The sequence below is a fragment of the Erwinia sp. E602 genome, assembly GCF_018141005.1.
Lineage (GTDB): Bacteria > Pseudomonadota > Gammaproteobacteria > Enterobacterales > Enterobacteriaceae > Erwinia.
Genome location: NZ_CP046582.1, coordinates 4195242 through 4207872, shown reverse-complemented (window position 1 = coordinate 4207872; position 12631 = coordinate 4195242). Strand labels below are relative to the sequence as shown.

Genomic DNA, 12631 nt, shown 5'->3' with positions numbered 1-12631 from the left:
ACCCCCGCCCCGACTTCTTCAAGTGTAGACCCCGTCTGGCCGCAATGGCACCCGCCTGATTAAGGCCTGGCCGCCTGGCCGCGGCAATTTACCACTTTTTACCCAGCAGGCGGTCGATGCTGTAAGCGCCAGGGCCGGTGATGGCCAGCAGCAGGAAACCACCGGCAATGCTGAAGTTCTTCATAAACATAATTGAGTTAGCGCCTTCCGCAAAGTTAGCGTGGAACAGCAGCGCGGTCAGCACGGTGAACACGGCGGTGATCAGCGCGGTGGTGCGGGTGAAGAAACCGAACAGAATCGCCAGGCCGCCACCGAACTCCAGCAGGATGGTCAGCGGCAGGAAGAAGCCCGGTACGCCCATTGCTTCCATATACTGCTGGGTGCCTGCATAGCCGGTGATTTTGCCCCAGCCTGCTACGATGAACAGAACTGGCATCAGGATACGTGCGACCAGGAAACCTGCATCTTCTAATTTTTTCATTTTAATCCTCAACAACAATAGGGGGGTCGCACTGTCTGTTTGACCTGATTTAGCCCGGCCTGACACTGTCTTAGCTTTCAGTGCTGGTCGTTGAGGTGGATATTACTGGTGAGTCTGACGCATTGTAAGCGAGATAATTCGTCGAAGTTGTTCAGGAAATTTGCAGGGGGGATAAAAGCGCGGCCGCGCGGTGTTTGCGGCCGGCCATTAGCGGCGGGGAATAACGTTGCGCACCATGCGCCAGGTGCTCCATGCGCCCAGTCCACGCCGTGCCCAGCGGGTGATAAAGCGCGGGTTACGCACCGACCAGATAGCCAGCACGCCGCTGCCGATCGCCAGATAGCGTTTGGCGCTGAGCAGCGCCAGCCAGCCGTGATCGTAACGGGTGGTGCTCTCCAGCCAGGCCTTACGCCCGGCGCTGAGGTCGAGGCGCTGTTGATACACCTTACGCAGCAGTTCGGCTTTACGCTCGCGGCGTTCACGGCTGGACATTAGTCATCCTCCAGCAGCTTGCGATCGGTGCTCAGCTCCTTCCGGGTGGCGCTGAGCAGGGTCGAACGCCGCGACTTGGCCAGCGTCCACAGGCCGAAAATCAGCGCCAGCGCGAACAGCACGCCGGTGGTAATGGCTATCGCCATCAGCCGGTACTGTGCGTCGACCGCCCAGATAATCAGCACCATCAGGCTCATCAACCCAAAGGCGGTAAACAGCATGGTCAGGCCGATCATCAGCAGCATCTGGATAAGGTTGGCTTTCTCCTCTTCCAGCTCAACCACCGCCAGCCGCACGCGGGTTTCCACGATGCCAACCAGCGTAGTAACGATACGCTGGCCGACGTTAATGACCCCCTGGCCGGGGCCGTGGCTTTGCTGACGGTCTGCCATATCAGCGACGGGTCAGCAGCACACCCAGCACCACGCCAATGGCGGCACCGATACCGACGCTGGTCCACGGGTTGTCGCGGACGTAGACATCGGTGCGCTCTGCCGCTTCACGGGTGCTCTGGGCAATACGGTCGCCGGACTCACCGAGGCGGGCACGGGTGTCTTTCAGCGCGCTTTGCGCCTTGCTGCGCAGCTTGTCCAGTTCGGCCTTCGATTTTTCGCCGGAGGTGCTCAGCACCTCGTCCAGGGTATCGGCAAGGTTTTTCAGCTCGGCGCGCAGATGTTCTGAGGTGGTATCTTTAGACATGAAACACTCCTGATGAGTAATCGGTATTTAGCCAGCGCTGTGCCTTAATAGGGGGCAGCCTGAACGTCCTTCAGCTCGCGTTGAGCCTCAGCCAGTTTTTTCTCACGTTTGGCGATCTTCTTCCGATCGCCACCCTCCGCCCGCTCCTGTTTCAGCTCCTGCTCGCGTTCGGATACCTTCTGCTGATGTTCCTTAATCTTCTGCTGGTGTGCAGCCCGCACGCTGGCATCGGAGCAGTTAGCCCGCGTTTCGGTCAACGCCCGCTCCAGCCCGCTAACCCGGTGCGGGTTATTATGCTGGCGCGCAATATCAATTTCATGCTGGATGGCCTGCTCTTTCTGCTGGCACAGACCGGCGGCCTGCGTGAGCGAGGTGAGGCTAAGCAGAACGGCAGCGAGGATCGGTCGAGTAGTCATGGATAAGATTCCTTTCTTTAGCGATACCTGCTAACGGCATCGGATTACTGATACAGGGAAATAGCGAGTGGTGGTCAGTAAAGCATAGACAGAAAACCAGAAAAGCTCAAAACGTGGGGGAGAAAAAGCCGCCGCAGTCGGGCGGCCAGGTGATTCAGGTCCGCAGGTTCAGGCGGCCAAGCCAGCGGGCGGTGGTGGTTGCCTCCGGGTGGTCAATCGCAAAACCGAACGGCAGCAACTCACGCAGCACCTTTTCGGCCGCCAGGCTCTGCTCCTGAGAATCGAATTTGATCACCAGCGCATTCTGCTCCGGGGTGATGCTTTTAATGCGGATGCCCTGTGCGCTTAGCGACTGATAAACGTAAAAGCCATCCGGCGGGCTACTGCCCGGCCGGGAGCTGCGGATCTGCAGCGAGCTGTCGGTGCGGAACAGTGCGGGCATCAGCGTCAGGCCCAGCAGGGCCATGCCAGCCAGCAGCAGCCAGGGTGCCAGCCGTAGCGAACGTCCGGACACGCGGAAAAAGGGCCAGCGCATCACTGGCCCCCTGCTTTAGGAGAGGACTGTTTTTTCCGCCACAGCACGTACAGTGAGCCGAAGAGCCCGCAGACCAGCAGCACCAGCGGCAGCAGCATCAGGCAGATCATCAGCTGATCTTCATACTTGCGAAACAGCGGCGTTTTCCCCAGCGCAAAACCGAGCACGGTAAGGATCAGCACCCAAAGCAGTCCGCTCATCCAGTTAAAGAACTGAAAACGGGCGTTGCTGAGGCCGGACAACCCGGCGATGGTCGGCAGCAGCGTGCGCACAAACGCGATAAAGCGGCCGATCAGCAGGGCCGACAGGCCATGCCGGTGGAACATCTGATGCGCCCGCTGATGATACTGGGCGGGCAGATGCGCCAGCCATTTTTGCACCAGCGGGGTGTTACCGAGCCAGCGGCCCTGAATATAGCTCACCCAGCAGCCGAGGCTGGCTCCGGTGGTCAAAATAAGCAGCGTCAGGGGGAAGCTCATGGTGCCCTTGGCAATCAGCACGCCGACCAGAATCAGCAGACTGTCTCCGGGCAGAAAGGCGGCCGGCAGCAGACCGTTTTCCAGAAACAGGATCATAAACAGCACGAAGTAGAGCGTCCAGACCAGCGACGGATCGGCCAGGGTGACATAATCCTGCTGCCAGAGCGCGTGCAGTAAATCTTTAAAAATATCCATCAACAGTCCTGAACATCATAATGGGCCCGATTTCCGGCAAGCTGGCACGCTGAATTAATCGTTTTTTTGGGTGCGCCATTGCCAGCCGAGGGGCGGCTGAACACGCGTGTTTTAGCACAATGGGCCGCTTACTTAACCCGGACATTGCGGGTGAGTAACGGCAAATAACTGTAACAAATTTAAGCAGAGCTGGACAGGATGAAACGCCAGTCTGGTGATGTTTTACCGTTGTGCGCAGCGGATGTGAAAGAGCTTTACACAGGCTGACATAATTGGACGAATGCTGACCCCGGGCGCTGAAAAGTGCCACTTATTCGCGCTGCAACTGTCGACCCTACGCAACGGGCCGTTTTTTACAAAGTCAGCGGCGAATCTGCCGTGGCAAAGCCGCTGCCCGCTATACCGGCCAGCGTCCGGAGGGTAGCGGTCGCAGGGTGGGGATGCGGCCCGTGGGCCGGCAGGAAATTCAGCGGCAGGAACCGGCAAACGTGCAGGTCTGGCGGCGGAGATGAGGTCCGGCATCAGAGAGCGGGCCGCCGGGCGGCGGCCCCGGGCGTGCGATTACTGCTGAGAACGTACCAGCGCCTGAGCGTTGCGGCGATCTTCGGCCTGGCAGGCCGCCGCACAGAACAGAATATCGGCGGAAGAGTTCAGCGCCGTCTCTGCGGAGTCCTGCAGCACGCCGATGATAAAGCCGACCGCGACCACCTGCATCGCCACATCGTTCGGAATGCCAAACATGTTACAGGCCACCGGGATCAGCAGCAGCGAGCCACCGGCCACGCCGGACGCGCCGCAGGCGCAGATCGAGGCCACCAGGCTCAGCAGGATCGCGGTGCCGACGTCAACGTGGATGCCCAGCGTGTTAACCGCGGCCAGCGTCAGCACGGTGATGGTGATTGACGCGCCGGCCATGCTGATATTGGCCCCGATCGGGATCGATACCGAGTAGGTGTCTTCATCGAGGTTCAGCTTCTTCGCCAGCGCCATATTTACCGGGATATTGGCGGCCGAACTGCGGGTGAAGAAGGCGGTTACGCCGCTTTCACGCAGGCACATAAACACCAGCGGATAGGGGTTGCGGCGGATCTGCCACCAGACCAGAATCGGGTTGAACACCAGCGCCATCAGCAGCATACAGCCGAGCAGCAGGCCGAGCAGATGGGCGTAGTCCCACAGTGCGTCAAAGCCGGTCGAGGCGAGGATCGAACCCACCAGGCCAAAAATGCCGATCGGCGCGAAGCGGATCACGATGCGCACCAGCCGGGTCACCGCATCGGACGCGTCGTTGAGGAAGGTGCGGGTGCTGGCGCTGCTGTGGCGGAAGGCAAAGCCGAGGCCGATCGCCCACACCAGGATGCCGATATAGTTAGCCTTCATCAGCGCTTCAATCGGGTTAGAGACCATGCTCATCAGCAGGCCGTGCAGTACCGCCATAATGCCGCTCGGCGGCGTGATCTCCACCGCGGCCGTCGACAGCGTCAGGTTCTGCGGCAGCAGATGGCTGGCGACCACCGCCACGATGGCGGCAAAGAAGGTGCTGAGCAGATACAGCATCACGATCGGGCGAATATTGGTTTTCGTCCCCTGCTGATGGTTAGCGATCGAAGAGACCACCAGCACCAGCACCAGCAGCGGGGCGACCGCCTTCAGGGCGCTGACGAACAGCTCACCCAGCAGGCCCACCGCCAGCGCATTGCTTTTCGAGAACCAGGCCAGGGCGATACCCGCCAGCAGGCCAATCATAATCTGAGTTACCAGGCTACCCTGCAGCAGGCGCTGAATCAGGCCGCCGCCACGTTTTTCAGTTGGCATAATTTTTAGAATCACTGTGGTAATGAATGTCAGCCGCCCGGCAGTTCAATGACGGGAGCATGAGGTGTTTGCGCAGGGGAGTATAAGGAAATGTACGTGCAGGGAAAGGGATAATTCGCGATATCTCGCCTCTGTAACGGCAATTTTGTGCATAAACCGCGCAGAATATGCGGTTAAAACGTTTAAGGGCCGCAACTGCGGCCCTCATTTAATGCGGGCTTATCGCCCGGCCTGACGGTCGTTGCGGTGGTTAACCCAGGCGTTAATCAGCAGCGTCAGCGCCAGAATACCGCCCACCACGCCCAGCGAGATGGCGATCGGGATATGGAACAGGTCGACGATCAGCATTTTCACGCCGATAAACACCAGAATCAGCGACAATCCGTACTTCAGCATTGAGAAGCGCTCGGCCACGTTGGCCAGCAGGAAGTACATCGCGCGCAGGCCAAGGATGGCAAACAGGTTTGAGGTCAGCACGATAAACGGGTCGGTGGTCACCGCGAAGATCGCCGGGATACTGTCAACGGCGAAGATCACGTCGCTCAGCTCGACCATAATCAGCACCAGCAGCAGCGGCGTGGCGTACAGCAGGCCGTTCTGCCGCACGAAGAACTTCTCGCCTTCGATCTTATCGGTCATCCGCAGGTGGCCGCGCAGCCAGCGTACCAGCGGCTTATCGCCGATGGCGTTATCATCCTCTTTCGCCAGCGCCATCTTAATCCCGGTAAACAGCAGGAAGGCGCCGAACAGATAGAGCAGCCAGCTGAACTGGGTCACCAGCCAGCTGCCGGCGAAGATCATAATGGTGCGCAGTACGATCGCGCCCAGCACGCCGTAAATCAGCACCCGGCGCTGCAGCGCGGCGGGTACCGCAAAGTAGCTGAACAGCATCAGCCAGACGAAGACGTTATCCACCGCCAGGGCTTTTTCAATCAGATAACCGGTGAGGAACGCCAGCGCCTGCGCATCGGCAACTTCGCGGCCGGCGGTGGTGGTGAGATACCACCAGAAGGCGGCGTTAAACAACAGCGAAAGGGTCACCCAGACCAGCGACCAGGCGGCGGCCTGTTTCATGGTCATGGTGTGCGCGCCGCGTTTGCCCTGCAGCAGCAGGTCGACGGCCAGCATAATTACCACCACCACGGCAAAGGTGCCCCAGAGCAACGGCGTACCTACAGTATTCATATGCGTATCCCGTAAAAACAAATGGCTGACATCGGAAGACGTCAGCCACAGTGGTGTTAATGCTGTAAGCAGACCTCGCCTTCCGGCAAGGTCTCACTTACAACACAGGATCAGAATCTGCCTGGGTTGCCCGGTAACCGGGTGCGTGAGCACCGTAGTGACGATTAGCCGGCAATGAAGTTACTCCCCTTTGCTAAAAATGAAGATAGGTGAGCGCAGGAGGAAGGTCAATTGCGCCCGGCAATATTTAGAAATATTTACAGGGCGGTTCAGCGCGGCGCGGCGCGGGTGATTTGATTTTTTGCCCCGGCTCTTTCAGGATAGGCGCAGAGCGGATTTGACCCCTGAGGGAGCATCATGAGCGCGGGCAGTAAACATGCACTGAACTGGACCAGTTTGCTGGTGGCGATCCCGGTCGGGCTGGTCGCCTCGCTGGTGACGCTGGGCTTTCGCGAGGCGATCGCGCTGATTAACGCCGTGGCCTTTCGCGGCGGCGGTGAGGATATCACCCGCGCGATGCAGGTCTGGCCGTGGTACAGCTGGCCGCTGATCGTCGGCATCGGCGGCGTGATTGCCGGATTTTTCCTGCATTATGCCACGGCGCTGGAGCAGAAAGAGACGCGGCGCACCGACTATCTGGAGGTGATTAACGCGCGGCTGGACGCGGTGCCGGCGCGCACCTCGCTGTTTCGCAGCCTCTCCTCGCTGGCCAGCATCAGCAGCGGGGCGTCGCTCGGGCGTGAGGGGCCGATGGTGCAGCTGTCGGCGCTGAGCGGCAGCCTGATGGGCCGCTGGCTGTTCCGTTCGCTGCCGCTGAAGAACAGCGACCTGGTGGCGATGGCCGCCGCCGCCGGCCTTGCTTCCGTCTACCATGCGCCGCTGGCGTCGGCGATTTTTGTCGCCGAGATCGCCTTTGGCATCTCGGCGATGCAGCGGCTGATCCCGCTGATTATCTCCGCCGGAGCGGCGGTGCTGACCATGTGGTCGCTCGGCTACCGCTCCGCCATCTACCCGTTTTCTCACGCCCAGTTTGACCTCACCCCCGGCAGCATCGGCCTGACGCTGCTCACCGGGTTGCTGGCCGGGTTGCTCGGCTGGGCGCTGCTCAGCCTGATCGGCCTCAGTCGCCGCGGCTTCAGCCATATTGCCAGCCTGCCGCTGCGGCTCGGGCTGGGCGGCCTGCTGGTGGGCGGGCTGGCCATCGGCAGCACGCAGATCCTCGGCAACGGCTATGAAGTGATCGTGCGGGTGATGGCCGGCGACTTCCTGCTGCCGGTGCTGCTGATGCTGCTGCTGTTAAAAATGCTGGCGACGGCTGTCTCCGTCGGCTCCAGTGCGGTAGGCGGGCTGTTCACCCCGGCGCTGCTGACCGGTGCGCTGGCCGGCGAAGCGCTGGCGCTGGTTGCCGCCGCGCTGGGGCTGCCGGTAGGCAACGCCGAAGTCTTTGCCGCTATCGGCATGGGCGCGGTGCTGGCCGCGGTCAGCCAGGCACCGCTGATGGCGATGCTGATGGTGCTGGAGATGACGCTGAACAGCAGCCTGCTGTTCCCGTCGATGATCGCCTGCGTGCTGGCCTCAATGATCGCCTGGCAGCTGCACGCTGGCAGCACCTACCCGGTTATCGGCCGCCACTTCAGCCGATCGGACGCCAAGTTCGACTTTGATAACGGCATCATCGCGCAGTTCATTGTTCCCGGCGCGGCGCTGACCCCGGAGGACTCGGTCGGCAAGGCGCTGGCGGTCAGTTCGATCAAGCGGGAGCGGTTCGTCTATGTGGTCAGCCACGCCGGGGCGTTTCTTGGCGTGGTATCGATCCACGATATTTCCCACAAGGTGCTGGATAAGGAGATTACCCTGACCTCCCCGGTCAGCTGCGTGATGGACAGCCAGTTCCCGACCGTGTTCGCCAGCCAGACCATCCGCGAGGGCTGGGAAGCCTTCGCCGAGGTGACGCTGGAGCGCCTGCCGGTGCTGAACAATCCGACCGAGCGCACGTTCCTCGGCGCGCTGACCAAAACCAGCCTGATCCAGAAGGCGCGCGACTTTATCTGACGCACGGCCAGTACCGCAGGCAGCACCGGCCGAAGCGTTGCTGCCCGTGGCGCTGACCGGCGTTGCTGCATTCAGCGGCGCGACCTGTCCGTTGTAATCCACCTTCCGCAGCACGCCAGCCGACGGCTAATTAGCTGCATGATCCTGCAATTGAACGCGGAGTCAGGCGGTTGTTTCATTTTCCCTGCCAGACACGGCATTTATCATCAAAAATGGTTTTCCGGCTGGTGTGTCGTACAGGCGTTGTGGCCTGGCGGTTTTTTACCTGGGGTCAGGATCACGGCACAATGAGCATAAATGGGTTAATTCAGCGGTGTTTTCGGGGAAAAAATGAAAAAGATAGCCATTATCGGCAGCAGCGGCGGCAACCTGTATAACCTCGGCGGGGCCGATCCGGCTAAGCTGCTGGCGGAGATCTATGCCCAGTGCGCCGCGGCCGGCATGACCGTGGCGGCGGTGCAGTTTATCGCCGCCGAGGCCTCGATGGACGGGGTGAAAGCCGCCACGCCCGCCGCGCTGTGGACGCTGCCGGCCGGGCATGACCTCTCCTCAGTAGCGGATAGCGGGCAGAGCGTCACGGCAGGAGAGGCCGCTCTGCCTGACGGTGACAGCCGCGCATCGGCGCGCGGCTACCGTGATTCGGCCGCAGCGCAGCGCAGCTTCAGCGGCACGCTGGCAGCCGTGAACGCAGCGGCAGCGGCAACGGACGCGGCGATCGCGCAGCAGATCCGTGACGGGCAGATCGACGGCCTGATGGTGATGAGCGCCGACCCCCAGGGAGCCAACCGGGAAGCCCTGCAGGCCGCGGCAGAAACCCGGCTGCCGATCGTCGGCACCGGCGGCACCTCGATGGCGCTGATCGCGGCGGCCAACGCCAACGTGGTTGCCGTCTCCGGCACCATCGGCACCACCAGCCGCACCCGCGCGGTGTCGTTTGTGGCCTGCCTGGCAAAGCACTGGGGTATTAAATACCGCCCCGACCTCGGCGGCAGCCCCTCCGGCAGCAGCGCCTCCGGTAAAAGCCTGCTAAAGCGCTTTAACATCCGCGGCATTATGCTGCCCGCGCTGCCGGGCTTTATCGCCATGGCGCTGGTGCTGGCCGCCAGCCATATTCCGGGGCTGGAAAAGCTCAACGACATTTTTGAAATCCTGCTGAAAGGCCTGCCGGTGCTGGTGGCGGTGCTGGCGGCGAAACAGATCTCTGAACTGGATGAAGTCTCGATCGTCTCCGGCGTTATTGCCGGGGTGCTGTCGGTCGAAGGCGGTATTCTCGGCGGCATTCTTGGCGGGGTGCTGGCGGGGATCTTTGTGCGTTACCTGTTTGAACTGTGCCTGAACTGGCGCTTCCCGATGACCACCGTCAATATCGTCGCCGGGGGGATCTCCGGGCTGGCGGCCGGGCTGATTATGCACTATCTGCTCAGCCCGCTGGCGCTGATCGCCGGTGACGCAATCAAGCTGGCGATTGCGGAAACCCTGGCGTTCAGCCCGCTGCTGGCCGGGCTGATTGCCGGGCTAGTGATCTGGCCGGCCATACTGGCGGGCGTCTACCACGCGGTGATCCTGCCGCTGGTGCTGCTGGAGATGGAAAAATCCGGCGTCAGCTTCCTCGGTGCGGTGGATATGGTCGGGCTGGTGATGGTCGCCGCCGGCATCAACCTGGCGAACGTCATCGCCCCGCGCGAGCGCAGCGAGGCGGCGGTCGCCACGCCGGGCCTGATGATTAACCTCGGCTTTGGCACCTTCGTCGAGTCCGCCTATCCGTTTATGTTCGCCAACAAGGTGGTGTTCTGCTCGGCGATCCTCTGGTCGGGGCTGGGGGGCATGCTGCTGGGTTACTTTAACGTCAAGGGGGTGGCCTACGTACCGGCCTTCGCCTCACCGTTCGTCTCGAATAACGCGCTGTATATGGCGATGGTGATGACGCTGGTGATGGTGCTGACCTGCATCAGCACGCTGGTGGCGAACCGCTTTAAGGCGGTGGCGAAGAAAGAGGCCGGGGCACCGGCTGCCTGAAGGCTGACGGTGCTTAACTGATGGTTATTCGGCGGTGAGACGTTGCGCCGCCGGATGGCCGGATGCGTGCAGCGGCGTCGCGTCCGTCATCGCAGGCTGGCGGCGGGCGGCGGGCGGCGGGCGGCGGGCGGCTGTGCTGTGGTCGCGCCTGCCGGGCACAGCGCCCGTTTCGTTACTCTTTCTCAGCCCGCTCCCGCCAGTTCAGCCACAGGCGCATATCAAACTCCAGCTGGTGGTAGTCCGGCTCCATATGGCAGCACAGCTGGTAAAACGCCTTGTTGTGATCCTTCTCCTTCAGGTGCGCCAGCTCGTGCACCACGATCATACGCAGAAAATCCTCCGGCCCGTTGCGGAACAGCGTGGCGATGCGGATTTCATTGTTGCTCTTCAACTTACCGCCCTGCACGCGGGAAACAAAGGTATTGGTGCCCAGCGTGCCCTTTACCGGATTCTGCCTGTTATCAAACAGCACCTTCGACAGCGCCGGGGCGTTTTTCAGATAGCGCTGCTTAAACTCGCTGACGTACTGATACAGCGCCTTATCGGTTTGCACGCCGTGGCCGTGCGGATAGCGTTTCTCCATCCACAGTCCCATTTTGCCCTGGTCGAACAGCGTCTGTGCCTGGGCGACGATCGCCGGGGGATAACCGTTGAGATAGCGTAGCGGGGTCATAGTTCTCTGAATCTTTTGCCGGAAACGTGCGCGGCGGGCGCGCTGTACGCCGCTATTGTGCGGGCGTACCGGCACATTGGCAACGGCTAACTGGCGGGCGGGAATGCGTACCGGCGCACAGAAAACCGCCGTTCAACCCTAAAGTGTTTCTCTCCCGGCCCATTTAAATGCATCATGCGCCCGCAGAATTTAATGAGGAAGGTCGTGATGTCAGTTTCACTGGAAGTGCCGGCAGCCCCGCAGGCGGTGCCGGACAAAGCCGGTATTCGCCGGGTGGTGGTCTCAAGCTGGATTGGGAATACCATCGAATTCTATGATTTCCTGCTGTACGGCCTGGCGAGCGCGCTGGTGTTCAGCAAGGTGTTTTTCCCCAACGTCAGCCCGCTGGCGGCGATGCTGGCGTCGTTCGCCACCTTCGGCGTCGGCTTCGTGGCGCGGCCGCTGGGCGGCATCTTCTTCGGCCATATGGGCGACACGCTGGGGCGCAAGCGCACCCTGCTGATCACCCTTGGCGGCATGGGCGCGGCCACGTTCCTGATAGGCCTTCTGCCTTCGTATGACAGCATCGGCATCTGGGCACCGATCCTGCTGGTGCTGCTGCGCTTTGTGCAGGGCTTCTTGGTCGGCGGCGAGTGGGGCGGTGCGATGCTGATGGTGGTGGAGAGCGCCCCGGCCAACCGGCGCGGCGTGCTCGGTGCCATTCCGCAGACCGGCGGCTTTTCCGGCCAGCTGCTGGCTACCGGCGCGTTTGCGCTGGTCTCGCAGCTGCCGGAAGACCAGCTGCTAAGCTGGGGCTGGCGGCTGCCGTTTATGCTCAGCGTGGCGCTGGTCGGCGTCGGCCTGTATATGCGCCGCCGCGTTGACGAAACCCCGGTATTCCGCGCGGTGCAGGCGCAAAAGCAGCAGCAGTCGCGGTCGCAGCCGGAGAAACGCGAAAGCCCGGTGGTGACCGTAGTACGCGAACGCTGGCGCACCATCCTGCTGATTATGACCCTGCGCTTTGCCGAAAGCGTGCCGTTTTTCGTCGCCACGGTGTTTGCCGTCTCCTACGCCACCAGCCAGCTGGGGGTGGAGAAGCAGACCATGCTGAACGTGATTATGGCCACCTGCCTGCTGGCGTTTCCGATGCACGCGCTGTTTGGCGCGTTGTCCGATAAGGTCGGCCGCCGCCCGGTGTATCTGTTTGGCGCGCTGATGGCCGCCGCGATGGCGTTCCCGTTCTTCTGGCTGCTGGAGAGCGGCTCCTTTGCGCTGATGGTGCTCGGCTACATCCTGCTGATTAACATCGCTCACAACGCGATTAACGCGGTGCAGCCGGCCTTCTTCACCGAGCTGTTCGGGCCGAAGGTGCGCTACAGCGGGGCGTCGATCGGCGCGCAGCTGGGGGCGATCGTCGCCGGCGGCTTTACGCCGTTTGTGGCGAAGGGGCTGACCGCGCTGGATCATAACGACTGGACGCTGGTGGCCGGCTATATGGTGGCCGGTGCGCTGGTAGCGGCGTATGCGGTGTGGCGCGCGCCGGAAACCTCAAAGCGTGATATGACGCTGGATCGCTGATTGCCTGCTACGACGGAGCGACCTTAATGGCGCTCC

The 12631-nt window shown here is 61.6% G+C and carries 13 protein-coding genes; 3 read left to right on the top strand and 10 right to left on the bottom strand.

The genetic code is table 11. The features are described 5' to 3' along the window. Positions 1-88: 88 nt before the first annotated feature. The 9 genes from GKQ23_RS20900 to GKQ23_RS20860 all read right to left on the bottom strand — a co-directional run bounded on the left by GKQ23_RS20900 (position 89) and on the right by GKQ23_RS20860 (position 6297). Entirely contained in the window at positions 89-481 is a 393-nt protein-coding gene (locus tag GKQ23_RS20900; protein ID WP_056235552.1) for a DoxX family protein, read from the bottom strand. Positions 482-688: 207 nt separating this feature from the next. Beyond that, entirely contained in the window at positions 689-973 is a 285-nt protein-coding gene (locus tag GKQ23_RS20895; RefSeq protein WP_056235555.1) for a YqjK-like family protein, read from the bottom strand. Continuing rightward, complete coding sequence (locus tag GKQ23_RS20890; RefSeq protein WP_056235558.1) at positions 973-1365, bottom strand: phage holin family protein; 393 nt, start codon at positions 1363-1365, stop codon at positions 973-975. The genes GKQ23_RS20895 and GKQ23_RS20890 overlap by 1 nt, the downstream gene beginning before the upstream one ends. Position 1366: 1 nt before the next feature. Further along, positions 1367-1672: a YqjD family protein gene (locus GKQ23_RS20885; RefSeq protein WP_056235560.1), complete on the bottom strand. Its 306-nt coding sequence runs from the start codon at positions 1670-1672 to the stop codon at positions 1367-1369. A 44-nt stretch (positions 1673-1716) separates the two neighbouring features. Next, entirely contained in the window at positions 1717-2088 is a 372-nt protein-coding gene (locus tag GKQ23_RS20880) for a DUF1090 domain-containing protein (protein WP_212409335.1), read from the bottom strand. A 154-nt stretch (positions 2089-2242) separates the two neighbouring features. Next, positions 2243-2623 (bottom strand): EnvZ/OmpR regulon moderator MzrA, encoded by a 381-nt coding sequence (gene mzrA, locus GKQ23_RS20875; protein ID WP_212409334.1) that lies wholly within the window; start codon positions 2621-2623, stop codon positions 2243-2245. Continuing rightward, complete coding sequence (locus tag GKQ23_RS20870) at positions 2623-3297, bottom strand: DedA family protein (protein ID WP_056235569.1); 675 nt, start codon at positions 3295-3297, stop codon at positions 2623-2625. Before GKQ23_RS20870 ends, mzrA begins: the two co-directional genes overlap by 1 nt. A 561-nt stretch (positions 3298-3858) precedes the next feature. After that, positions 3859-5112 carry a serine/threonine transporter SstT gene (gene sstT / locus GKQ23_RS20865; protein WP_056236373.1) on the bottom strand — a complete coding sequence of 418 codons (1254 nt, stop codon included), beginning with the start codon at positions 5110-5112 and terminating at the stop codon, positions 3859-3861. A 219-nt stretch (positions 5113-5331) separates the two neighbouring features. Then, positions 5332-6297, bottom strand: coding sequence for a TerC family protein (locus tag GKQ23_RS20860; RefSeq protein WP_056235571.1), 966 nt, complete (start codon positions 6295-6297; stop codon positions 5332-5334). A 357-nt stretch (positions 6298-6654) separates the two neighbouring features. Here GKQ23_RS20860 and GKQ23_RS20855 point away from each other — a divergent pair, with 357 nt between their 5' ends. Further along, positions 6655-8349: a chloride channel protein gene (locus tag GKQ23_RS20855; protein WP_212409333.1), complete on the top strand. Its 1695-nt coding sequence runs from the start codon at positions 6655-6657 to the stop codon at positions 8347-8349. A 330-nt stretch (positions 8350-8679) separates the two neighbouring features. Further along, on the top strand, positions 8680-10365 hold the full coding sequence (locus tag GKQ23_RS20850; protein ID WP_212409332.1) for a PTS sugar transporter: 1686 nt from the start codon (positions 8680-8682) through the stop codon (positions 10363-10365). A 172-nt stretch (positions 10366-10537) separates the two neighbouring features. On the opposite strand, the gene GKQ23_RS20845 is transcribed toward GKQ23_RS20850, so the two are convergent. Next, on the bottom strand, positions 10538-11038 hold the full coding sequence (locus tag GKQ23_RS20845) for a M48 family metallopeptidase (protein WP_212409331.1): 501 nt from the start codon (positions 11036-11038) through the stop codon (positions 10538-10540). A gap of 207 nt (positions 11039-11245) precedes the next feature. On the opposite strand from GKQ23_RS20845, the gene GKQ23_RS20840 reads away from it, so the two are divergent. Beyond that, the gene (locus tag GKQ23_RS20840; protein ID WP_056235583.1) at positions 11246-12595 is read left to right on the top strand and encodes an MFS transporter; all 1350 of its coding nucleotides are present in this window, start codon (positions 11246-11248) and stop codon (positions 12593-12595) included. The last annotated feature ends 36 nt before the right edge of the window (positions 12596-12631 follow it).

Coding starts and splice junctions, on each gene's coding strand:
- GKQ23_RS20870 (WP_056235569.1), bottom strand. CDS start 3,297: ATGGATATTTTTAAAGATTTACTGCACGCGCTCTGGCAGCAGGATTAT.
- GKQ23_RS20850 (WP_212409332.1), top strand. CDS start 8,680: ATGAAAAAGATAGCCATTATCGGCAGCAGCGGCGGCAACCTGTATAAC.
- sstT (WP_056236373.1), bottom strand. CDS start 5,112: ATGCCAACTGAAAAACGTGGCGGCGGCCTGATTCAGCGCCTGCTGCAG.
- GKQ23_RS20840 (WP_056235583.1), top strand. CDS start 11,246: ATGTCAGTTTCACTGGAAGTGCCGGCAGCCCCGCAGGCGGTGCCGGAC.
- GKQ23_RS20895 (WP_056235555.1), bottom strand. CDS start 973: ATGTCCAGCCGTGAACGCCGCGAGCGTAAAGCCGAACTGCTGCGTAAG.
- GKQ23_RS20900 (WP_056235552.1), bottom strand. CDS start 481: ATGAAAAAATTAGAAGATGCAGGTTTCCTGGTCGCACGTATCCTGATG.
- GKQ23_RS20855 (WP_212409333.1), top strand. CDS start 6,655: ATGAGCGCGGGCAGTAAACATGCACTGAACTGGACCAGTTTGCTGGTG.
- GKQ23_RS20845 (WP_212409331.1), bottom strand. CDS start 11,038: ATGACCCCGCTACGCTATCTCAACGGTTATCCCCCGGCGATCGTCGCC.
- GKQ23_RS20885 (WP_056235560.1), bottom strand. CDS start 1,672: ATGTCTAAAGATACCACCTCAGAACATCTGCGCGCCGAGCTGAAAAAC.
- mzrA (WP_212409334.1), bottom strand. CDS start 2,623: ATGCGCTGGCCCTTTTTCCGCGTGTCCGGACGTTCGCTACGGCTGGCA.
- GKQ23_RS20890 (WP_056235558.1), bottom strand. CDS start 1,365: ATGGCAGACCGTCAGCAAAGCCACGGCCCCGGCCAGGGGGTCATTAAC.
- GKQ23_RS20860 (WP_056235571.1), bottom strand. CDS start 6,297: ATGAATACTGTAGGTACGCCGTTGCTCTGGGGCACCTTTGCCGTGGTG.
- GKQ23_RS20880 (WP_212409335.1), bottom strand. CDS start 2,088: ATGACTACTCGACCGATCCTCGCTGCCGTTCTGCTTAGCCTCACCTCG.